Genomic DNA, 19444 nt, shown 5'->3' with positions numbered 1-19444 from the left:
GCGGGGCCCGAAGCACTACACTTGAGGCATCAAGAACACCGAGAGGCCGCTATGAACAATCGCACCCAGTGGATGGAAGACATCCAGAAGAACATCTCCGACCTGATCGCCCGCAGCCCCGCTGCCGACGTGGAAAAGAACGTGCGCGCAATGATGGCGCAGGCGTTCACCAAGATGGATCTGGTCACGCGCGAAGAGTTTGACGTCCAATCGGATCTGCTGGCGCGCACCCGCGCCCGCGTGGATCAGCTGGCGGCGCAAGTGCAGCAACTGGAAGAGCGTCTTTCGGCGCTGGACAAGTAAGCTCCCGCCTGTCTGCATCGCTGCACTGACGGCCGCCAAGCGCGGCCGTTTTTCATTTGAGATCCCGGCGGGCAAGGGACGAATACGTCCCTGCCTTGGCCACGGCGTTCTGCTGATTGCCGATACTGACGGCCTTGTTCCTTCGGGAGAGCGTCGTGACGCTTGCCGTTCTTGCCAGCCGGGCACTCAGTGGGTTGCATGCGCACGCCGTCCGGGTTGAAACGCATCTGGGGCCTGGGCTGCCCAGCTTCAATGTTGTGGGGTTGCCCGACACCGAGGTGCGCGAAAGCCGCGAGCGCGTGCGCGCCGCCATTCTAAACAGCGGTTTCGAGTTTCCGCCCGGCCGTATCACGGTGAATCTGTCGCCTGCTGATATTCCCAAGGAATCCGGCCGGTTCGACCTGCCCATTGCGCTGGGGTTGTTGCTGGCCTCGGGCCAGTTGGCCGCGCCCGCCGACGGCGGCGGCCCTGATCTGCCCGCGGCTGATCCTTCCCTGGCTGGCCTGGTGCTGGCAGGCGAGCTGTCCTTGACCGGTGCGCTGGTGCCGGTGGCGGCTCCCTTGGTGATTGCGCTGAGCGTGGCGCGGGAGGCGCCTGATGCCATCCTGATCCTGCCCGCAGGCAGCGCGGAGCAGGCGGCTTGGGTGCCGGGGCTAGGCGTGCTGTCGGCGCGAAGCCTGGCGGACGTTGCCGCACACGTCGCGGGTGCGTGCCGGTTGCCAGATGCAGTGCCGAAGGCGTGGCCGGCATCGCCGCCCGCGCCATGCCTGTCGGACGTGCGGGGGCAGCCCGGCGCGCGGCGGGCGCTGGAAGTGGCCGCGGCCGGTGGCCATAGCCTGTTGATGATCGGGCCGCCTGGCGCGGGTAAAAGCATGCTGGCGTCTCGCCTGCCGGGCCTGTTGCCGCCCCTGCAGCGCAGCCAGGCGCTGGAAGCCGCCGCGGTGGCCGCGCTGGCAGGGTTGCCCGAGGCGCTGATGGGCCATCCTCCGTTCCGGTCGCCGCATCATTCCGCGTCCGTCGCGGCGCTGGTGGGCGGTGGCAGCCGTCCGCGTCCGGGCGAGATCAGCCTGGCTCACCACGGGGTCCTGTTCCTGGACGAGCTCCCCGAGTTCAGCAGACGTACGCTTGAGGCATTACGCGAGCCGCTTGAGACGGGCAGGGTGGTCATCGCCCGTGCCCTGCATGCCGCCCAGTTCCCCGCCCGCTTTCAATTGGTCGCCGCCATGAACCCGTGCCCTTGCGGCTGGCGCGGGCACCCGGGGCGCGCCTGCATTTGCACGCCGGACCAGGTGGCGCGTTATGCGGGAAAGATTTCGGGCCCCTTGCTGGACCGCATCGACCTGCACGTGGCGCTGCCGCCATCCGACCCCGAATCCATGGGCGGTGCGCCCGGCGAGGCCTCCGGCCCGGTTCAGGAGAGGGTGATCCGTTGCCGCGACCGCCAGCAGGCCCGCCAAGGCAAGCCGAACGCGGCGCTGGCCGGGGCGGAACTCGACCAGCATTGCGCCATGGATGGCGAAGCACAGGCGCTGCTGTTTCAGGCCATGCGCCGCATGGCGGGGTCCGGGCGGGCCCTGCACCGGACGTTGCGGGTGGCCCGCACGATCGCCGATCTGGAAGGGGCGGACGTGTTGGGCGCTGGGCATGTGGCGCAGGCGGTGCAGTACCGGCGCCCGGGGGTATGATGGGCCGCTGAAACTCCTGGTTGGGTGTCAGAGGCGGTCCCTTCCGCTTTTTGCCGCGCCCGACTCGACAAAGACCAGGAAATCACCATATAATCAAAGGCTTTCCCGGATCTGGCGTACCTTTTTGCCAAGAGCTGGGAGGAACCCGTGCCTGGCAGCGATGCCACAGCCCGGGGGGAATCGACCCAGCAGTAACCCCGAAGTACCCCCAAGAAGTGACAACAGGTCTACAAGTTTTGCCGTTGCATCGGTGCTAGCCCTAGGGCTTTTTGCCAGCAACGCCAAGCACCTCGCGTCATGTCAAATCAACTACGAGTTTAAGTTTAGGGAATCATCATGCCCAAGATGAAAACCAAGAAAAGCGCTTCCAAGCGCTTTAAGGTTCGCGGCAGCGGCTCCATCAAGCGCGGTCAGGCGTTCAAGCGCCACATTCTGACCAAGAAGACCACCAAGGCCAAGCGTCAACTGCGTGGCTCGGCAGCGGTTCATGAATCCAACGTGGCCTCCGTCAAGGCCATGATGCCTTTCGCTTGATAAGGGAGATCTAATATGCCTCGCGTCAAACGCGGCGTAACTGCCCGCGCACGTCACAAAAAAGTCATTGCCGCCGCCAAGGGTTACCGTGGCCGCCGCGGTAATGTGTTCCGTATTGCCAAGCAAGCAGTCATGCGCGCTGGCCAATACGCCTACCGCGACCGTCGTAACAAGAAGCGCACGTTCCGTGCTCTGTGGATCACGCGTATCAACGCCGCCGTCCGCGAACATGGCGTCAGCTACAGCGTGTTCATCGCTGGTCTGAAGAAGGCTTCGATCGAACTCGACCGTAAGGTCCTGGCCGATCTGGCCGTGCGCGACAAGGCCGGCTTTGCCGCCATCGTGCAGCAAGCCAAGGCTGCCTTGGCTGCCTGATCGCGCGCTTTAACTCATCGCGCATCGCTGCAAACGGGGCTGTAATAGCCCCGTTTGCGTTTTGAAGGCTGGATTTCATGACTCTATTGGTTGACGACCTGGTCTCCCAGGCGCAAGAACGGTTCGCCGCGGCTACGGATGCCGCCGCGCTTGAGAACGCAAAGGCTCGATTCCTGGGTAAGGAAGGCGCACTGACGGTGCTGCTGAAAGGCCTGGGCAAACTCGATCCCGAGCAGAAGCGCGAAATGGGCGCCCGGATCAATCAGGCCAAGCAAAAAGTCGAAGAGCTTCTGACTGCTCGCCGCGCCGCATTGGCGCAGGCGGAATTGGATGCCCGACTGGCCTCTGAAACCATTGACGTCACCTTGCCTGGCCGTGGTCGCGCGCCGGGAGGTATCCATCCGGTGATCCGGACCTGGGAACGCGTGGAAGCCATCTTCCGTTCCATTGGCTTCGATGTGGCCGACGGCCCCGAAGTGGAAAACGACTGGACCAATTTCACCGCGCTGAACAACCCGCTGGACCATCCGGCGCGTTCCATGCAGGACACGTTCTACGTCGACATGAACGACGCCGACGGCCTGCCGCTGCTGCTGCGCACGCATACCAGCCCCATGCAGGTGCGTTACGCCCGCATGCACAAGCCGCCCATCAAGGTCATCGCGCCGGGGCGCACCTATCGCGTCGACAGCGACGCCACGCACTCGCCCATGTTCCATCAGGTGGAAGGGCTCTGGATCGCCGAGGACATCTCGTTTGCCGATCTGAAAGGCGTGTACACCGATTTCCTGCGTTGCTTCTTTGAAAGCGACGATCTTGTCGTGCGTTTCCGTCCGTCGTTCTTCCCGTTCACGGAACCGTCCGCCGAAATCGACATGATGTTCACCTCGGGGCCCAACCGTGGCCGCTGGCTGGAGATCTCCGGCTCGGGCCAGGTGCACCCCGAAGTGGTGCGCAATTTCGGTCTTGATCCCGAGCGCTACATCGGCTTTGCCTTCGGCTCCGGACTTGAGCGCCTGACGATGTTGCGCTACGGCGTGAACGATCTGCGCCAGTTCTACGAAGGCGATTTGCGCTTCTTGCGCCAGTTCAACGAATAACAGACGGCTGATCATGCAATTTCCCGAATCCTGGCTGCGTACGCTGGTCAACCCTCCGATCGCAACCGATGAACTCGCGCACCGGCTCACCATGGCCGGCCTGGAAGTCGAAGAGACCGTGCCCGCCGCGCCCGCCTTCACCGGCGTGGTCGTGGGCCATATCGTCGACATCGCGCCGCACCCCGACGCGGACAAGCTGCGCGTCTGCCAAGTGGACGACGGTTCCGGCGAACGCCTGCAGATCGTGTGCGGCGCGCCGAACGCGGCCGCCGGCCTGAAGGTGCCGCTGGCCCGCGTGGGTGCGGAGCTGCCTGGTGGCATGAAGATCGGCGTGGCCAAGATGCGCGGCGTGCAATCGTCGGGCATGCTGTGCTCGGCCCGCGAACTGGGTCTGTCGCAAGACCATGCCGGTCTGTTGGAGCTGCCTGCCGACATGGTGCCCGGCCAGTCCATCCGCGACGCGCTGGACCTGGACGACACGCTCTTCACGCTCAAGCTCACGCCCAACCGCGCCGATTGCCTGTCGATCCTGGGCGTGGCGCGCGAAGTCGCGGCCTTGACCGGCGCGCCGCTGTCGGTGCCGACCGCCGTCGCCGTGCCTGTCACGCTGGATGAGCGTCTGCCCGTCAAGATTGAAGCGCCCGACCTGTGCGGCCGTTTCGGCGGCCGCGTGATCCGCGGCGTGAACGCCCGCGCGGCAACGCCCGACTGGATGAAGTCGCGTCTTGAACGCGCCGGCCAGCGTTCGCTGTCCGCGCTGGTGGACATCTCCAACTACGTCATGCTGGAACTGGGCCGCCCGTCGCACGTGTTCGATCTGGACAAGATCGGCGGCGACATCAGCGTGCGCTGGGCGCATGAAGGCGAAACGCTGGAACTGCTGAACGGCCAGACCGTCACGCTGGACCCGAAGGTCGGCGTGGTGGTGGCGGGCGATCAGGTGGAAAGCCTGGCCGGCATCATGGGCGGCGAAGCCACCTCCGTGACGCTGGACACGCAGAACATCTATCTGGAAGCCGCGTTCTGGTGGCCGCAAGCCATTGCCGGCCGCGCGCGCCGCTACAAGTTCAGTTCGGAAGCCAGCCACCGTTTCGAACGTGGCGTGGACTACGCCAGCATTCCCGAGCACCTTGAATTCATCACCCGCCTGATCGTCGATATCTGCGGCGGCCAGGTCGGTCCCATCGACGACCAAATCGTCAACCTGCCGGCTCGTCCGCCCGTGCGCATGCGCCTGGCGCGCTGCCATCGCGTGCTGGGCGTTCCCGTCACGCAAGAGCAGGTCGCCAAGATCTTCGGCAGCTTGGGGCTGGAGTTCGCGGTTGAAGGCGATGACTTCGTCGTCAGCCCGCCGTCGTACCGTTTCGACCTCGTGATCGAAGAAGACCTGATCGAGGAAGTGGCCCGCATCTACGGTTTCGAGAGCATCCCCGACGTGCCGCCGATGGCGCGCGCCAAGATGTTCTCGCAGCCGGAAGTGCATCGCGGCGCGCATGCGCTGCGCCGCCTGGCCGCCGCGCAGGACTACCAGGAAGTCGTGAACTACAGCTTCGTCGAAGCGGATTGGGAGCGCGACTACGCAGGCAACGAGACGCCGGTTCGTCTGGTGAACCCGATCGCCAGCCACCTGTCGGTCATGCGGTCCAGCCTGATCGGCGGCCTTGTCGCCAACATCCGCCACAACGCCAACCGCAAGCAGTCGCGCGTGCGCCTGTTTGAATTGGGCCGCGTATTCATGCGTGACGCGTCCGTCGAGGACGGTCCGCTGGAAGTGGCGGGCGTGAATCAGCCGATGCGCCTGTCGGGCGCGGCCTGGGGGCCGGCCATGGAAGAGCAGTGGGGCGTTCCGACGCGCCAGGTGGACTTCTATGACGTGAAGATGGATGTCGAAGCGCTGTTCGGCGCACGCGGCCGCCGCCTGCGTTTCGAACCCGCTGCGCATCCGGCGCTGCATCCGGGCCGTAGCGCCCGCATCGAACTCGACGGTCGCGCGATTGGCTGGATCGGTGAACTGCACCCGCGTTGGGCGCAGCAAGCCGATCTGGCGCACGCGCCCGTGGTGTTCGAATTGAACGTGGATGCGTTGTCCGAAGGCGAGTTGCCGCAGGTGCGCGAACTGTCGCGCCAACCGGTGGTGGTGCGCGATCTGGCGTTGTGGGTCGATGCTCCCGTGTCCACGCAATCGATGCTGGACACCGTGGCCGCGGCCGTCAAGGCGGATGCGCAACTGGCCGTGGTGCAGGATGTGCGCGTGTTCGACGTGTGGCGCGAGAAGGCCCAGGGCAGCGAACCCGTCACCGAGAAAAGCCTTGCTTTCCGTTTCTGGCTACAGGACACTGAAGTCACGCTGGACGAAGCCCGTGTGGCGGATTGCCTGTCCCGCATCAAGGATGCATTGGTCAGTGCTCACGGCGCGCGCCAGCGTGCTTGAACCATGGGGAACAGTATGCTTGCTGCCGAGCCGCGCACTCTGACCAAGGCTGAGCTGGCCGAACTGCTCTTTGAGCGGGTCGGCCTGAACAAGCGCGAAGCCAAGGACATCGTCGATACGTTCTTCGAGGAAATCCGCGATGCCCTGGCTCGCGGAGACTCGGTCAAGCTTTCGGGCTTTGGCAATTTCCAGGTGCGCGACAAGCCGCCGCGCCCTGGCCGCAACCCCAAAACCGGCGAGACCATTCCTATCGCCGCACGCCGCGTGGTCACGTTCCACGCGAGTCAGAAACTCAAGAGCGTGGTGGAGCAGGCGACCCCTGCTGCACCCGACGCCGCGGAGTGATACGCTTTGTCGGTAATTGTTATCGGCTTCCAGCGCCCGCGCGGCATAAAATTCGCTTATGACACGTACTGAACCCACCGTTACCTTACCGCCCATTCCCGCCAAGCGTTACTTCACCATCGGTGAAGTCAGCGAGCTGTGTGGCGTCAAGCCCCACGTCTTGCGGTACTGGGAACAGGAATTCACGCAACTCAAACCCGTGAAGCGCCGCGGCAACCGTCGCTACTATCAGCATCACGAAGTGCTGCTGATCCGTCGCATCCGTTCGTTGCTGTACGAACAAGGCTTCACCATCAGCGGCGCGCGTAATCGCTTGGGCGATGCGCGCGACATGCCGCATGATCAAGATGCCGCCGTGCGTTTGTCGGGCGCCGAAATGCAAGCTTTGCGCAACGAGCTCGGCAACGTTTCGACGATGCTGGCCGACGCGTTGGGCATGCCGGCAAACGCCGCCGCCAGTGTCACCCCCAGCAACGCGGGCTCGGCCGTTTAAGCGCTGAATTTCTTGTCGTGCAAGATTGTTTGATTGAACGCAGTATCTGCAACGCGCGTGGCTCTTGAAGCAACGCGCATTGCATCAAGCAGTACGTTGCGCCTCGCGCGCGCCGCCTTGCACGAAGCTCGTGCAGGCGACGAACATGAGGCGCAAATTTTTTTGAGTATTCAGCACTTTTTTTGCACCAATGCGTGCAAACTTATTTTTGTTCTGCTATACTCTTTTTCTTTCGGGGCGTAGCGCAGCCTGGTAGCGCACTTGCATGGGGTGCAAGGGGTCGCGAGTTCGAATCCCGCCGTCCCGACCAGCAATACCCTAGGGGGTTAGTGATGAAAATCACTAACCCCCTTTCTCATTGGCGCTTCAGAACCATCATATTGATGGACAAGCATTGCTGATGTCGCAGACATTACGAGCATTCACTCAGCTCTTTGCGATGCGCGTTATAAGGCCAAGCATCGTCAGTATTGTGGGCGCATCGCGTCGACATGCCGAACACGGGAAGTGCTGGTATAACACCAGCGGATTAGGCCAAATCTCTTCGCGCAAAGGATCCCCGTGACGACCAAGCTTCCGGCAAGCCGCTATTTCGCATTGACGGCAAGTACGCTCTGGCAACGGGGCGGCGCGCTATGGCGGTCTACGCCTTGGGCGTTCGCCGTGTTCGTCTTGACGCTGCCCATCGCGCTGCTGTTGCCGCACCTGTCCTTGGTGTACTCGCCATTCTTCTTGCTTGTTGTCGTGAACGTACTGGCGTTGACGCGCCTGTCGGTCTCGTGGCTTCGGCAGACCGTGGCGGGCGGCCACGCGGATGATGCGGATTGGCGCTTGGGCAAACCGGAGTGGAGGGTCGTTGCCTTGCTTGCGCTGCTTATCGCGATAGGCATGGGGTTGATGTACGCCACCGCTAGAGTGCCGATCCTTCTTTATTTTTCATTGGGCGCCAACGCCGATAGCGTGTTCTTTGTGTGCCTGTTTTTGGCGCTTGCGGCGATATGGGCGCCTGTGCTGTATGGGGTCAGCACGTTTGCGCCGAGCCTTGCACGCGTTGCGGTATCGGGCCAGTACGATTTCTGGCGGACGCGTCAGGCGCGGCGCGTGCATGCGTGGCCGATGATGAGCATGCTGTTCCTGCTGGCGGTGTTCGTGGTGATCACGGGCGCCTTGCTATCCACCGCCGTTTCTGACATGTCGGCGGCCGCGATCGCGCTTGGTCTTGTGGGCATCCTGCTGTGCATCGCGCTGGTGATGATGGCCACGACGATGTCCGCCGTGGCGTATCGCGAGCAGGCGGCGGAGGTTGCTGGCGCCGGGGATTGATTCGCCAGCAGTTCACGCCGTACGCACCGGGGTTTATTCCCCCAGCAGTTCGCGCAATTCGTCGGCCCTTTGAATGTTCAACAGCATGGGGCAATAACCGAACATCGGTGAGCCCACATAGGATGTCGCCAGGTCGCATTGGCCATTGCGGTACGCGAGCCATGCCTTTTGTGTTTGCTCCAGCTTGTTGGCGTCTTCCGCCGATTGCTGCGCCAGGCGCGCATGCAGTTTGCCGTACAGCGCATTGATTTCCGCTTTGACCGACGCGGACACCGTACTGGAGCAATTCAGCACCGAAGTATTGTTGGTGGCGCCGGCCTCCGACAGGCAGCGGTTGTATTGGGCGGTGTAGTCTTTCGCGCCGGCGGCGTGTGTGGCGGTGGCCATCAGCAATAGGGCAAGGGCGGTCAGCGGGCGGATCATGGGTGTTGGGTGTGATGAAGTTGCGCTGGGCACCAGTTTCCCATGAGCCAGAGGTGTTGTGTGGGGCAGGGGTATATTGGTCGCTTCGCCCTCCCTCCCGACGCCTGACGTCATCCACTATGGCTTTCACGCATCAGATCAAATCCGGCCGCGCCCTGTTGGCCGTGGAAGTTGTTGGCGCCGGTGATCCGGTCATTTTCCTGCACGCGGCCATTTGTGACCGCCGGATGTGGCGGGCGCAGATGGCCGCCGTTGGCGCGACGCATCAAGCCATTGCGTACGACCGTCGCGGCTTCGGCGAGACGCGCGCAGAAACGGAGGACCATTCAGCCGTGGGCGATCTGTTGGCGGTGATGGATGCCGTTGCAGATGGCAAGGCGGTGACGCTGGTGGGGTGCTCGCAAGGCGGGCGCATCGCGCTGGACACGGCGCTTCTGCATCCCGCCCGGGTCCGTCGCCTGGCGCTGATTGCGCCGACGGTGCCGGGCGCGCCAGAGGCGGCTTATCCGCCCGGCGTGCAGGCGCAAATGGCGGCGTTGAAGCAGGCCGAAGTCAGCGGGGACCTGGACCAGGTGAATGCGATGAAGGCGCGTCTGTTTCTGGACGGGCCGCGAGAAGCCGAAGGACGAGTGGGTGGCTCAGCCAGGCAACTGTTCCTGGACATGCATGGCACCGCAATGCGATCGACGCCGGCGGGGGCCAGCCTGGATGCCGTGGATACGTTTGGCCGAATAGGAGAGATCACCGTGCCGACGCTGGTGATGTGGGGAAGTTTCGACTTTCCCCACATCCAGGAGCGGTCGCGGCGGGTGTCGACGCTGATCAGCGACGGCGCCGGGCAAGAAGTACCTGGCGCGGCCCACTTGCCCAGCCTGGATCAGCCCGAAGTGATCTCACGCCTGCTGGCGGATTTCATTTAGCGCCGCTTGTCTGCCCGCCGTGGCGCGGGTGGCAGCGGATTGCCGACATGGCTGGCCAACCAGTGTTCGATCTTGTCGTCCCGGCGGGCGGCCCAATCCTTGCCGATTTCCAGCACCAGCATGTTGCGGGTGTCGCCGTAGTCCTGGCCCGGTTCCTTCTGGAACATTTCACGCCAGATGTCGGACGCGACCAGATCCGTCGTTAGCAGCACGCCGATGCCCTTGGCGTCGATCCACAAGGGCGCGGCCCGTTCGTCGACGTGTTTTTTCAGGTTTTCCAGCAGCTTCTGGGCGAGTGAGGCGTTGTCTTTCGAAGCCGAAATCAGGACCAGATATTGCCGGTGGTCGCTGGAGGGTTCGTCGGAGTCGCCAAAAGGGTTTTCCATGGTGTATTCCTTTCGGGTAAGCGTGCATCGGGGCGCAGATGCGTCCTTGGAAGACAGGTTACTCGACGCGGGCGCCGGGCCGGGTGTTTGAGCAGGCGGGGGACAGCGCTGTTATGACGAAAGTTCTTCCGATCTGTGCCTGTCGCGAGCAGGCGGAGGCCTTGCATACTGCCGCTTTCCCCTTGGACAAGAGAAGCTCCCATGTGCTACCGATACGTCACCGCCGATGTTTTCACCACCCAGCCCTATAGCGGCAACCCATTGGCGGTGGTGCTGGATGCCCACGGCTTGGAAACTGCGCAGATGCAGCGTATTGCGCGTGAATTCAATTATTCGGAGACCAGCTTCGTGCTGCCGCCGAAAGACCCTGCGCATACCGCTTGGGTGCGGATCTTCACGCCGGATCGTGAGGTGCCTTTCGCTGGGCACCCGAACGTGGGCACTGCGGTGGTGCTGGCTCGCGAGATGATCGCCGCTGGACGCCCGGCGCCGGACTCGTTCATTTTCGAAGAGGCTGCCGGCCTGGTCCGGATCTCGTTGAAATCGGGCGCCAAGGGCGTGGAAGGCGTAGAGCTATTGGCGCCGCAGCCCTTGTCCCGCGCCAGCGAGGCGCCGGTGGCGGCGGTGGCCCGGGCGTTGAAGCTTGCGCCGTCCGATATCGACACGTCCGAGCACGCTCCGCAGGTGGTCTCGGTGGGGCTGATCTTCCTGGTCGTGCAATTACGCAGCCGGGATGCCCTGCGCCGCGCGGCGCCGGATTCTGATGGCTATGCGGCCCTGCTGCCGCTGGATGGCGCGAAGTCCATCTATGTGTACACGACCGATACCGGGGGGGACACCGTGGACGCGCCGACGGACATCCAGGCTCGGATGTTCACCGGACGCATGACGGAAGATCCCGCCACGGGCAGCGCAACGGCGGCGATGACGGCGTTGCGCGCGGCGCTGCGCGGCGAGGGGACGTTGCACTTGCGCGTGGGGCAGGGCGTGGACATGGGCCGCGCCAGCCTGTTGCTGGCGCATGCCGAGCCGCGCGCCGACGGCGTATGGGCGGGGGTGGCGGGCCAGGCGGTCATCGTCATGGAAGGAACGCTGCCCACGCCTGCCATCGCCTGACGGGCACTAGCCGGATCTTGCCTGCCGCGCGCGGGCTCGTGTATGCTCTTTCGCATGAACGCGATCCCCTTTGCGCCGGCGTGCCGGGCAGATAACCGACGAATCACTCGACGACTACGTTGAGTGGCAAGTCACGTTCAGGCGCCGAGTCTTCGGCGCTTCACCTTGAAGGCCACGATACCCCTCGTGGCCTTTTTGTTTGTGCTTTATCCGTTCCCGCTCGCGAGGCGTATCGCAAGGCCTTCGTTTCCCTCATCCAAGGAACGAAGCATGACCCAGCAAGCCCTATCCATCCGGCCCTACCATCCCGCCGACGAGTCGGCCATCGTCCAGCTATGGCGCGATTGCGGCCTGACGCGGCCGTGGAACGATCCGGTAAAAGACATCGCCCGCAAGCTCACCGTGCAGTCCGACCTGTTTCTGGTGGGTGAAGCGGACGGCGTGATCGTGGGCACGCTGATGGGCGGTTATGACGGCCACCGCGGCTGGATCAACTATTTGGCCGTATCGCCCGCACATCAGCGGCGCGGCTATGCCACCGTGCTGATGCGCGCGGTGGAGCGCAAGCTGCTGGAGATGGGGTGCCCCAAGATCAACCTCTTGATCCGCTCGGGCAACGTCGCGGTGCAAGGCTTTTACGAATCGCTGGGCTTTTCGTGCGACGAGGTGATCAGCCTGGGCAAGCGCTTGATCCCGGATATTTGAAATGAAAAAGTCCGGCACGCGCTGGTGTCGGACTTTTTCATGTGCGCGGCAGCACGCTGCCGGCGATTCAGCTTAGATCGCGACCGTCAGGTAGACGGCTTCGCGGCCGACGATCGGCATGCGGGTCGGCATGAAGATCGTGCAGTTGTTGCACGGCGAGCGGATTTCTTCGGTGCCGTTCATGGCGATCAGCTCGTCCTTGTCGAAGGTCTCGAAGCCGATGACCGGGCGGGTGAAATGGAAGTCTTCGGACTTCACCATGTGGACTTCCAGCAGCCGGTACCGCTGCGGCGCGGGCGGTGGCGTGGCGTCGGCCGGGGCATCGATCAGGCCCGTGTGCGCCAGGAACCGCAGCGTGACGTCGGTCGCCAGTTCAGCGGCGGACTTGGCGAAGTGCTGGCCGCATTCCACCACCAGCGCGCCGCCGCTGTCGGACAGCGGATCGCCGTGATGGCCGTAGCCCATGACGCCCGTGCCCGGGAACTTGTGCTGCGGCATCACCAGGTGCACGAGCGGCGCGCCGACGGCGGAGGCCAGCGCGGTATTGCGGTCCATCTCGTTGTAGACCCAGAAGGGCTGTACGGGCGCGCGGGTCGAGTGGATGTCCAGCACGAAGTCAGCGGCGTCCAGCACCGGGCGCAGTTCGCGGGCGCGGCGCAGTTCGGGGCTGTCTTCAGTGCCATCCAGCATGGCGGCCGACCAGATGCGGTTCAGGTTGTGAACGAGCTGGCGGTTTTCATAGGGCTGGTTGATGTCGAAGGCCTCGTAGGCTTCGACGTGGGCGAAGCTGACCGTCAGCGTACCGATCTTGGGTCGCACGCCGGTGTCCAGCAGATGGGTCGCGGCGACCATGCCACAGATCTCGTTGCCGTGGGTGATGGCGTTGATCAGCACGTGGGGGCCGGGCACGCCCGACTCGAAGCGGTGGACGTACGGGATGCCGGTGTTGCCCTCGCGGTATGCCGAGAGGTCGCGGGGCAAGACTTCAAGGGGGGCGGTGTCGGGTTCGAAAGCGGGGTTTTGCATGGGATGGAAGCCTATTCGGGGCGGATGCCGGCGCGGTCGATCAGGTCTTTATACAGCGCCAGGCGTTCGCTCATCATGGTGGTGAACTGTTGCGGGGTTTGGTTTTCAGGGGGCAGGGCGCCGGCCTTCTCCAGGGCTTGCGGCATGCCGTCCTGGCTGGCGACGGTGCGCACCGCGGCCAGCAGGGTCTGGATGATGTCGTCCGGCGTGCCGGCTGGGGCGGCCAACCCGATCCACGACATCGCGTTGAGCACCGGGTAGCCCAGTTCGGCGAACGTGGGTACGTCGGGCAGCGCGTCCAGGCGTTTGGGCGCCGCCACGGCCAGGGCGCGCATCTTGCCGACCTGGATGTGCGGCAGGAAGGGCGCCAGGTTGTCCAGCGCGAACTGTGCCTGGTTGGATAGCAGGGCATTGATCAAGGGCGCGCCGCCGCGGTAGGGCACGTGCATGGCCTGGACCTGCAGCGTGTTCTTGAACAGTTCCGCATTGAGCTGGCCCATGCTGCCGATGCCGGCCGTGGCGTAGTGCAACTCGTCGGGCCGTGCCTTGAGCAGGGCCACGAATTCGGCCAAGGTCTTGGCGGGCACGTCGATGTTGGTCACCAGCACATTGGGCGTGCGCGACAACTGCGAAATGGACGTGAAATCCTTGATCGGGTCGTAGCCCAGGTCGCTGCGCATCAGCGGGTTGGCCAGATGCGAGCTTTGCGACGAGGCGACCAGCGTATAGCCGTCCGGCTTGGCGCGCGCCACGCGCTGGCTGCCGATGGCGCCGCCGGCGCCGTCGCGGTTCTCAATGATGACCGTGGTGCCCAGCGCCTTGCCCAGCGCTTCGGCATAGATGCGGCCGATCAGATCGACGGATCCGCCTGCGGGAAACGGCACGACCAGCGTAATGGGGCGGGAAGGATAGGCGTTGGCACGCGCGGCCAGGGGCAGGACTGCGGCGCCCAGGCCGGCAAGGACGAGGCTGCGGCGCATCAGGGACGGCGCAGCGGAGTGGTGCTTCATGAAGCTCTCTTGTGAAGGCGGTCAGATTGGTCTATTTTGCAATATGCATTGCAGAGTCAAATATAAGATGCAAAGAATATTGTGGAATTTGGGGTTATCACCTAGAGCTGCCCCTTGCGGAATCGCTGCCATCATGAATCTGAATCAACGCATCGCCACCTACGCCAAGAAACTCAGCAAGACGGAAAGCCTGCTGGTCGAGGAAATGCAGGCGCGCTACCCGCAAAGCCTGCTGGAATCCGCTACCGCGCTGGCCAAGCGGGTTGGCACCAGCGCGTCCACGGTTGTTCGCTTGCTGGCCAAGCTGGGCTACGACAGCTATGCGCAGGCGCAAATGGAAGCGCGCTCGGAGGTGACCGCGCGCCTGGCCTCGCCGGGCGAACGCGCGGATGCGGTCAGCGCCGACAATCCGTCGGCGCGGGCCTGTCTGCAGAACGCGCTGCTGCATGACCAGCACAACCTGCAAGAGACCTTTGCGGCGATCGATGTGGCCGCGTTCGAATCCGCCGTGCGCCTGCTGACCCAACGCAAGGGCCGCGTGCATGTGCTGGGCTTGCGGCAGGCCGCGCCACTGGCCAGCCATGTGGCGCTCTACCTGAACCTGTGCCTGCCGTCGGTCAGGCCGATGGGCGGCGCAGGGCCGATGTTCCTGGAAGACCAACTGCTCTGGATCGACAGCAACGATGTGCTGCTGGCATTCACGTTCAGACGCTATTCGGTTGCGACGGCGAATGCGGTGAAGGTGTTCCGGCAGCGCGGGGGTAAAGTGGTGTTGATCACGGATGCGGCGTCCGCGCCCGCGGCCGCGTCCGCCCATCACGTGCTGGTCGCACGCAGCTCCAGCGCATCGCCGTTCGATTCCTATACCGCGGCCTTCTCGGTATGCAATGCGCTGCTGGCCGCTGTCGCGCAGCGCCGCCGCAAAGAGCTGGGCGCGGCGTTGGAGCGCGGCGAAGACCTGTGGGAGTCAAAGTGGATCCGGCCGGCGAACGAGGGTTCGTCCGCGAAGTAACGGAATCCTCCCTCGGTTTGGGGCAATCCGAAAAAATGGTCCGTTGGCATTCAAAGGCCCGTTTTCACCTGTTTTTTCTCGTCTGCAAGATGCGTTTGCACTACCTCGATTAGTGCACTGTGACCCGTTGAAAGGATCACTTTTCAAGCGCTTTTTTTTTTGGCATATTGCGCCCGGATACACCCATTTCAGGAGCAATAAGCATGAGCGCGTGGCCGCAGCGCCATATCGATGGCTTTCAAGTGGGATGCGAGATCGTGAGTCTGGATGCCGGGGTGCTGGCCATCGAGGTCACGGTTCGCCGATCAGGCGATGGCGATTTTCAACAGCGCTGGTCATTACCCAGATTCGTGACATTCGCAGATGCGGCGGTAGCCAGGCGCCATGCCGAACTGGTCCTCTCCGGGATCGTTTCGGTGGACGAGGCGACGGGCGAGCCGCGTTATGGCATCCTATAACTGCGCGGGCCGGGGCAATTGCCCTACCAAATGTTGCTGCCCGCGTGTGGAAAGCGGCAACAGGTAGGTTTTGTTTCGTTTATCACAACGTGTGCCTTGTGCCGACTAGTTTGGCCGGTACAGTGCTAGTGGAAGACAACAATAAAGGAGAGTTCCATGTTTGATACTTTTCCTGTCCTGCGTCGTGTTGGCCTGGCGGCCGCGACCATCGGTGTAGCAGGCCTGCTGTTCGCGGGCTGCACCACCAACACCCCCAAAAACACCGCGACATCATCGGAGAAGCGCGAGTCGATGAACAGCGCGGCCAATGCCACGTTGACCAAGCTGTACGCGGCCTCGCCGCAATCCAAGGAACTGGTGGCGCGCGCCAGGGGCGTGCTGGTGTTCCCTGACGTCCTGAGCGGCAGCTTCATTGTGGGCGCCGAGCATGGTAATGGGGTGCTGCGCGTGGGCGGCGCCAATGCGGGCTACTACAGCACGACTGCGGGTTCCGTCGGCTTCCAGGCCGGTGCGCAATCCAAGGCCATGGTCCTGCTGTTCATGACGGACGATGCATTGAACAAGTTCCGCAATAGCAGCGGTTGGACCGTCGGCGCCGACGCCACGGTGGCCGTTGTGAATATCGGCGCGAACGGCCGTATCGACACCAATACGGCGCAGCAGCCCGTTGTCGGCTTCGTGATGAACAACGGCGGCTTGATGGCAGGCGTGTCGCTGGCCGGCACCAAGATCTCCAAGCTCGACTGGTAAGCGCGCAACGCTGAAAAACAAAACGCCGCGGAAATTTCCGCGGCGTTTTGTTTTGCGTGGCTCTTCAGCCGAGAAGGGTGTCGCCGTTGTTGCGTACGGCGTTTTCGCGTTGCATTTCGGCTTCTTCGATGTTCGGGTCCAGGCCGCGCCAGCGCACGATACGGCCGCGGTCTTGCTCGGGTTCCCAACCCAGCATGCCGTAGCGCGTGATTTCAGTTTCGCCTGTGTCGAATTCCACTTCAAAGTAGCCCTGACGATCGGGTAGCGTGCCGCCGGGGAACCATTCAGTTTCGGGCATGGTTTGCTCCTTGCTAAGCGATGGGAGGGATGCCGGCGCGCGATCGCGCCGACGCGTTCATTGTGCGGGCGCGGGCGGCATCCCGCAAGTTTCCGAAAGCGACGCGCCGTATCAGGCGAGCGGAACGGCGGTGGTGTACAGCACCTGCTTGAGCGCGAAGCTTGAGCGGATGCTGGCGACCCCCGGGATGCGCGTGATGTGTTCGACGATCAGGCGTTCCAACGCATCCACGTCCGGCACCAACGCGCGGATCAGGTAGTCGGCGTCGCCCGACATCAGATAGCACTCCATGATTTCCGGCAGCACCGCGATTTCCCGTTCAAAGACGTCGAGTGCCGCCTTGCGCTGCTTGTCCAATGAGATCTGGATGAACACGTTGACTTTCAGCCCCAGCTTGCGCGCGTTCAGCAACGTGACCCGGCGATCGATCAGACCCTCGGTTTCCAGGCGGCGCACCCGGGCCAGGCAGGGCGAGGCCGACAGGTTTACGCGCGCGGCAAGTTCGACGTTGGTCAGGCGCGCATCGCGCTGGAGTTCGTTCAGAATTCGGATGTCAGTGGCATCCAGGTTAATTTCCGGCATAAGTCACCTAGGTGGAATCGATTGACAGTTCATTTGTGCTGGGGATGTAGTGTATCGAAGTGAATTGAGGTGAAATATGCCGGGGTTTACCCTATAGACTATTTCTTCCTTTGGTCAATCGGCCAAAGCGCAGAATAATCAAGCGGTAGATCGAGCAGTAATGAGTCAGCAAAGCACGTTGCGCAAGTTTTTGCCATTGATCGGGGCGGTCATGGTCTGGGGCGGTAATTGGCCGGTCATGAAGTTGGGCCTGGCGCACATGAGCCCGCTGTGGCTGGCCGCCAGCCGCTTCGGATCGGCGGCGCTGATCAGCGTGCTGGTGCTGGGTGCAATGGGGCGCTTGCGCTTGCCGACGCGCCAGGAATGGCCGCTGGTGGCGGGCGTGGCGTTGCTGCAGATGGGCGCCTTCACGGCATTGGCGCTGTGGGCCCTGCAATACGTGGCGCCCGGGCGTGCGTCCGTCATTGCGTACGCCACCTCGATCTGGGTAATACCGCTGTCGGCGCTGATCCTGAAAGAACGCCTGTCGGCGGGGCAATGGCTGGCCACCGCACTGAGCTATGCGGGCATCGGCGTGATCGTCGCGCCGGCCTTCAGCCCGTGGCAGGCGCATACGGTGATCGGGCTGGTGATGCTGCTGGGCGCCTCGTTCGCGTGGGCGTGCAACATCATCCAGCTGCGCGGCAATCGCCATGTGCGACTGGGGGCGGACATGATTCCGTGGCAGACCGCCATCGCCACCGTGCCGTTGGCCGTGCTGGCCTGGGTGCGCGACGGCGCGCCAGCCTTTCTGGCGGTGCCGGACGCCTGGCCCATCATCCTCTACACGGGTCCGCTGGCCACCGCGCTGACCTTCATCGTCGTGCTGGGCATGACGCAGAAGATGCCGCCCGTGGCCACGTCCATCGCAATGCTGTGCGTACCGGTGATCGGCCTGGTCGTGTCGTCGGTGGTGTTCCATGAGCGCATCTCGGCCGACCTGGCGCTGGGCCTGTCGCTGATCGGTGCGAGCGTGGCTGCGTCTGCCGTGGCGTCGCGCTTGAAGCGGCCGATGGTGCTGCGTCCATCCTAGAACGCTCTAGAATGGTTTCGCGCCGGGGAGGGCCTGGCACGTGATCTGGGTGCAGGGCGTAAATGGATTCGCTATATGTGTTGGTCGTGGTCGGCGCCATGGCCGCAGGGTTTGTGCAGGGCTTGTCGGGATTCGGGTTCGGGATGGTGGCCATGTCGTTCTGGGCGTGGACCATTGACCCCAGGCTGGCGGCCGCGATGGCCGTGTTCGGCTCGTTGACCGGACAGTTGCTGGCCGCGTTCACGGTACGGCGCGGTTTCGCGATGACGCATCTGCTGCCTTTCATCGCAGGCGGGCTGTTGGGCATCCCGCTGGGCGTCATGCTCTTGCCGCATCTGGAACCGTTGATATTCAAGGCTTTCATCGGCGCGCTGCTGGGCATCTGGTGCCCGGTCATGTTGTTCGCGACGCGCCTGCCGAAGATCACCGCTGGCGGCAAAGTGGCCGACGGCGTGGCGGGCGCGGTGGGCGGCATCATGGGCGGCATCGGCGGGTTCACGGGCGTCATCCCGACGTTGTGGTGCACCTTGCGGGGGTTCGACCGCGACGTGCAGCGCTCGGTGATCCAGAATTTCAATTTGTCCATGCTGGCAGTGACGATGGCGACCTATGTGTTCACGGGCGTGGTCACGCGGGACATGTTGCCGCTGTTCGCCATGATCGTGCCCGCGATGCTGGTGCCCACTTTGCTGGGGGCGCGCCTGTACGTCGGCATCAGCGATCTTGCCTTTCGCCGGATTGTGCTGGGCCTGCTGACGCTGTCGGGCATTGCCTTGCTGGCCTCGTCCGTGCCTAAGCTGCTGGCCTAGCGGCAAGCGCCTGGGCCGGCATGCTATCGTTGAGGCATTCAAGAGAGAATCACGCATGGCATTGCATCGTTTCCAGAAGGGCGAATTGGGTCATTGGCTGCGACTTGTCGCTGACAATTCCGAGCCTGATACCGCTCAAGTCGACGTGCCCGACGAAGTCGCGAAGGCGCTGGTGACCTTGCGTTGCGTTCAGGCGGGCCCAGATGGCCGCTGGCTGATCACCGAAAAGGGCAAGCTGGCCCTCCGCATGGAAGAGCCCGGCGCTATACATGTGCGCTGACGGGATAG

The 19444-nt window shown here is 63.6% G+C and carries 25 protein-coding genes and 1 tRNA gene; 19 read left to right on the top strand and 7 right to left on the bottom strand.

The window, feature by feature from the left end:
• Window positions 1-51: 51 nt before the first annotated feature.
• From AC3WMU_RS11175 to AC3WMU_RS11130, 10 genes are all read left to right on the top strand, one after another.
• Entirely contained in the window at window positions 52-303 is a 252-nt protein-coding gene (locus AC3WMU_RS11175) for an accessory factor UbiK family protein (RefSeq protein ID WP_006226958.1), read from the top strand.
• A gap of 155 nt (window positions 304-458) precedes the next feature.
• Window positions 459-1988 carry a YifB family Mg chelatase-like AAA ATPase gene (locus AC3WMU_RS11170; RefSeq protein WP_006226957.1) on the top strand — a complete coding sequence of 510 codons (1530 nt, stop codon included), beginning with the start codon at window positions 459-461 and terminating at the stop codon, window positions 1986-1988.
• Between the two features lie 336 nt (window positions 1989-2324).
• On the top strand, window positions 2325-2522 hold the full coding sequence (gene rpmI / locus AC3WMU_RS11165; protein ID WP_006226956.1) for a 50S ribosomal protein L35: 198 nt from the start codon (window positions 2325-2327) through the stop codon (window positions 2520-2522).
• Between the two features lie 15 nt (window positions 2523-2537).
• On the top strand, window positions 2538-2897 hold the full coding sequence (gene rplT, locus AC3WMU_RS11160) for a 50S ribosomal protein L20 (protein ID WP_006218741.1): 360 nt from the start codon (window positions 2538-2540) through the stop codon (window positions 2895-2897).
• 77 nt (window positions 2898-2974) lie between these two features.
• The gene (pheS, locus tag AC3WMU_RS11155) at window positions 2975-3997 is read left to right on the top strand and encodes a phenylalanine--tRNA ligase subunit alpha (protein WP_035213969.1); all 1023 of its coding nucleotides are present in this window, start codon (window positions 2975-2977) and stop codon (window positions 3995-3997) included.
• A 13-nt stretch (window positions 3998-4010) separates the two neighbouring features.
• Entirely contained in the window at window positions 4011-6428 is a 2418-nt protein-coding gene (pheT, locus tag AC3WMU_RS11150; RefSeq protein ID WP_424625794.1) for a phenylalanine--tRNA ligase subunit beta, read from the top strand.
• Window positions 6429-6431: 3 nt separating this feature from the next.
• On the top strand, window positions 6432-6773 hold the full coding sequence (locus tag AC3WMU_RS11145; RefSeq protein WP_006218744.1) for an integration host factor subunit alpha: 342 nt from the start codon (window positions 6432-6434) through the stop codon (window positions 6771-6773).
• 58 nt (window positions 6774-6831) lie between these two features.
• Window positions 6832-7266 carry a MerR family transcriptional regulator gene (locus AC3WMU_RS11140; protein ID WP_088590392.1) on the top strand — a complete coding sequence of 145 codons (435 nt, stop codon included), beginning with the start codon at window positions 6832-6834 and terminating at the stop codon, window positions 7264-7266.
• Window positions 7267-7499: 233 nt separating this feature from the next.
• Window positions 7500-7576: transfer RNA gene (locus AC3WMU_RS11135), tRNA-Pro, on the top strand.
• Window positions 7577-7827: 251 nt separating this feature from the next.
• Entirely contained in the window at window positions 7828-8589 is a 762-nt protein-coding gene (locus AC3WMU_RS11130) for a hypothetical protein (protein ID WP_492282332.1), read from the top strand.
• Window positions 8590-8622: 33 nt separating this feature from the next.
• Here the strand turns inward: AC3WMU_RS11130 and AC3WMU_RS11125 are convergent, their stop codons facing one another.
• Together AC3WMU_RS11125 and AC3WMU_RS11120 are read right to left on the bottom strand one after the other, a co-directional pair.
• Window positions 8623-9012, bottom strand: a complete 390-nt coding sequence (locus AC3WMU_RS11125; RefSeq protein WP_492282331.1) for a lysozyme inhibitor LprI family protein — start codon at window positions 9010-9012, stop codon at window positions 8623-8625.
• Window positions 9013-9122: 110 nt separating this feature from the next.
• A complete protein-coding gene (locus AC3WMU_RS11120; protein ID WP_492282374.1) occupies window positions 9123-9338 on the bottom strand; it encodes a hypothetical protein in 216 nt (71 codons plus the stop codon).
• Here AC3WMU_RS11120 and AC3WMU_RS11115 point away from each other — a divergent pair.
• Window positions 9240-9932 carry an alpha/beta fold hydrolase gene (locus AC3WMU_RS11115; RefSeq protein ID WP_492282373.1) on the top strand — a complete coding sequence of 231 codons (693 nt, stop codon included), beginning with the start codon at window positions 9240-9242 and terminating at the stop codon, window positions 9930-9932. The two genes, AC3WMU_RS11120 and AC3WMU_RS11115, sit on opposite strands and share 99 nt — an antisense overlap.
• Here AC3WMU_RS11115 and AC3WMU_RS11110 read toward each other — a convergent pair.
• Window positions 9929-10318, bottom strand: coding sequence for a hypothetical protein (locus AC3WMU_RS11110; protein ID WP_006226948.1), 390 nt, complete (start codon window positions 10316-10318; stop codon window positions 9929-9931). The two genes, AC3WMU_RS11115 and AC3WMU_RS11110, sit on opposite strands and share 4 nt — an antisense overlap.
• A 201-nt stretch (window positions 10319-10519) precedes the next feature.
• On the opposite strand from AC3WMU_RS11110, the gene AC3WMU_RS11105 reads away from it, so the two are divergent.
• Window positions 10520-11434, top strand: a complete 915-nt coding sequence (locus AC3WMU_RS11105; RefSeq protein WP_492282330.1) for a PhzF family phenazine biosynthesis protein — start codon at window positions 10520-10522, stop codon at window positions 11432-11434.
• Window positions 11435-11704: 270 nt separating this feature from the next.
• A complete protein-coding gene (locus tag AC3WMU_RS11100; RefSeq protein WP_006226946.1) occupies window positions 11705-12139 on the top strand; it encodes a GNAT family acetyltransferase in 435 nt (144 codons plus the stop codon).
• 72 nt (window positions 12140-12211) lie between these two features.
• Here AC3WMU_RS11100 and AC3WMU_RS11095 read toward each other — a convergent pair whose 3' ends face one another.
• Window positions 12212-13165 carry a M14 family metallopeptidase gene (locus AC3WMU_RS11095; RefSeq protein WP_006226945.1) on the bottom strand — a complete coding sequence of 318 codons (954 nt, stop codon included), beginning with the start codon at window positions 13163-13165 and terminating at the stop codon, window positions 12212-12214.
• An 11-nt stretch (window positions 13166-13176) separates the two neighbouring features.
• Complete coding sequence (locus AC3WMU_RS11090) at window positions 13177-14175, bottom strand: Bug family tripartite tricarboxylate transporter substrate binding protein (RefSeq protein ID WP_006226944.1); 999 nt, start codon at window positions 14173-14175, stop codon at window positions 13177-13179.
• A 133-nt stretch (window positions 14176-14308) separates the two neighbouring features.
• Here AC3WMU_RS11090 and AC3WMU_RS11085 point away from each other — a divergent pair, with 133 nt between their 5' ends.
• From AC3WMU_RS11085 to AC3WMU_RS11075, 3 genes are all read left to right on the top strand, one after another.
• Window positions 14309-15187: a MurR/RpiR family transcriptional regulator gene (locus tag AC3WMU_RS11085; protein WP_006226943.1), complete on the top strand. Its 879-nt coding sequence runs from the start codon at window positions 14309-14311 to the stop codon at window positions 15185-15187.
• 203 nt (window positions 15188-15390) lie between these two features.
• A complete protein-coding gene (locus tag AC3WMU_RS11080; protein ID WP_006226942.1) occupies window positions 15391-15645 on the top strand; it encodes a hypothetical protein in 255 nt (84 codons plus the stop codon).
• A gap of 156 nt (window positions 15646-15801) precedes the next feature.
• A complete protein-coding gene (locus tag AC3WMU_RS11075) occupies window positions 15802-16395 on the top strand; it encodes a BPSL1445 family SYLF domain-containing lipoprotein (RefSeq protein ID WP_006226941.1) in 594 nt (197 codons plus the stop codon).
• Window positions 16396-16459: 64 nt separating this feature from the next.
• Here the strand turns inward: AC3WMU_RS11075 and AC3WMU_RS11070 are convergent, their stop codons facing one another.
• Both AC3WMU_RS11070 and AC3WMU_RS11065 read right to left on the bottom strand, forming a co-directional pair.
• Window positions 16460-16693 (bottom strand): hypothetical protein, encoded by a 234-nt coding sequence (locus AC3WMU_RS11070; RefSeq protein WP_088590399.1) that lies wholly within the window; start codon window positions 16691-16693, stop codon window positions 16460-16462.
• 111 nt (window positions 16694-16804) lie between these two features.
• On the bottom strand, window positions 16805-17275 hold the full coding sequence (locus AC3WMU_RS11065) for an Lrp/AsnC family transcriptional regulator (protein WP_006226939.1): 471 nt from the start codon (window positions 17273-17275) through the stop codon (window positions 16805-16807).
• A gap of 160 nt (window positions 17276-17435) precedes the next feature.
• On the opposite strand from AC3WMU_RS11065, the gene AC3WMU_RS11060 reads away from it, so the two are divergent.
• The 3 genes from AC3WMU_RS11060 to AC3WMU_RS11050 all read left to right on the top strand — a co-directional run bounded on the left by AC3WMU_RS11060 (window position 17436) and on the right by AC3WMU_RS11050 (window position 19436).
• The gene (locus AC3WMU_RS11060) at window positions 17436-18347 is read left to right on the top strand and encodes a DMT family transporter (protein ID WP_088590400.1); all 912 of its coding nucleotides are present in this window, start codon (window positions 17436-17438) and stop codon (window positions 18345-18347) included.
• A 62-nt stretch (window positions 18348-18409) separates the two neighbouring features.
• The gene (locus AC3WMU_RS11055; protein ID WP_006226937.1) at window positions 18410-19156 is read left to right on the top strand and encodes a sulfite exporter TauE/SafE family protein; all 747 of its coding nucleotides are present in this window, start codon (window positions 18410-18412) and stop codon (window positions 19154-19156) included.
• Window positions 19157-19211: 55 nt separating this feature from the next.
• Window positions 19212-19436 carry a hypothetical protein gene (locus AC3WMU_RS11050; RefSeq protein WP_006226936.1) on the top strand — a complete coding sequence of 75 codons (225 nt, stop codon included), beginning with the start codon at window positions 19212-19214 and terminating at the stop codon, window positions 19434-19436.
• Window positions 19437-19444: the final 8 nt, after the last annotated feature.

This window comes from Achromobacter sp. FW305-C-13 (assembly GCF_058783475.1).
The sequence above is the reverse complement of the archived record's forward strand: the minus strand, read 5'-3'. Positions and strand labels throughout refer to the sequence as shown.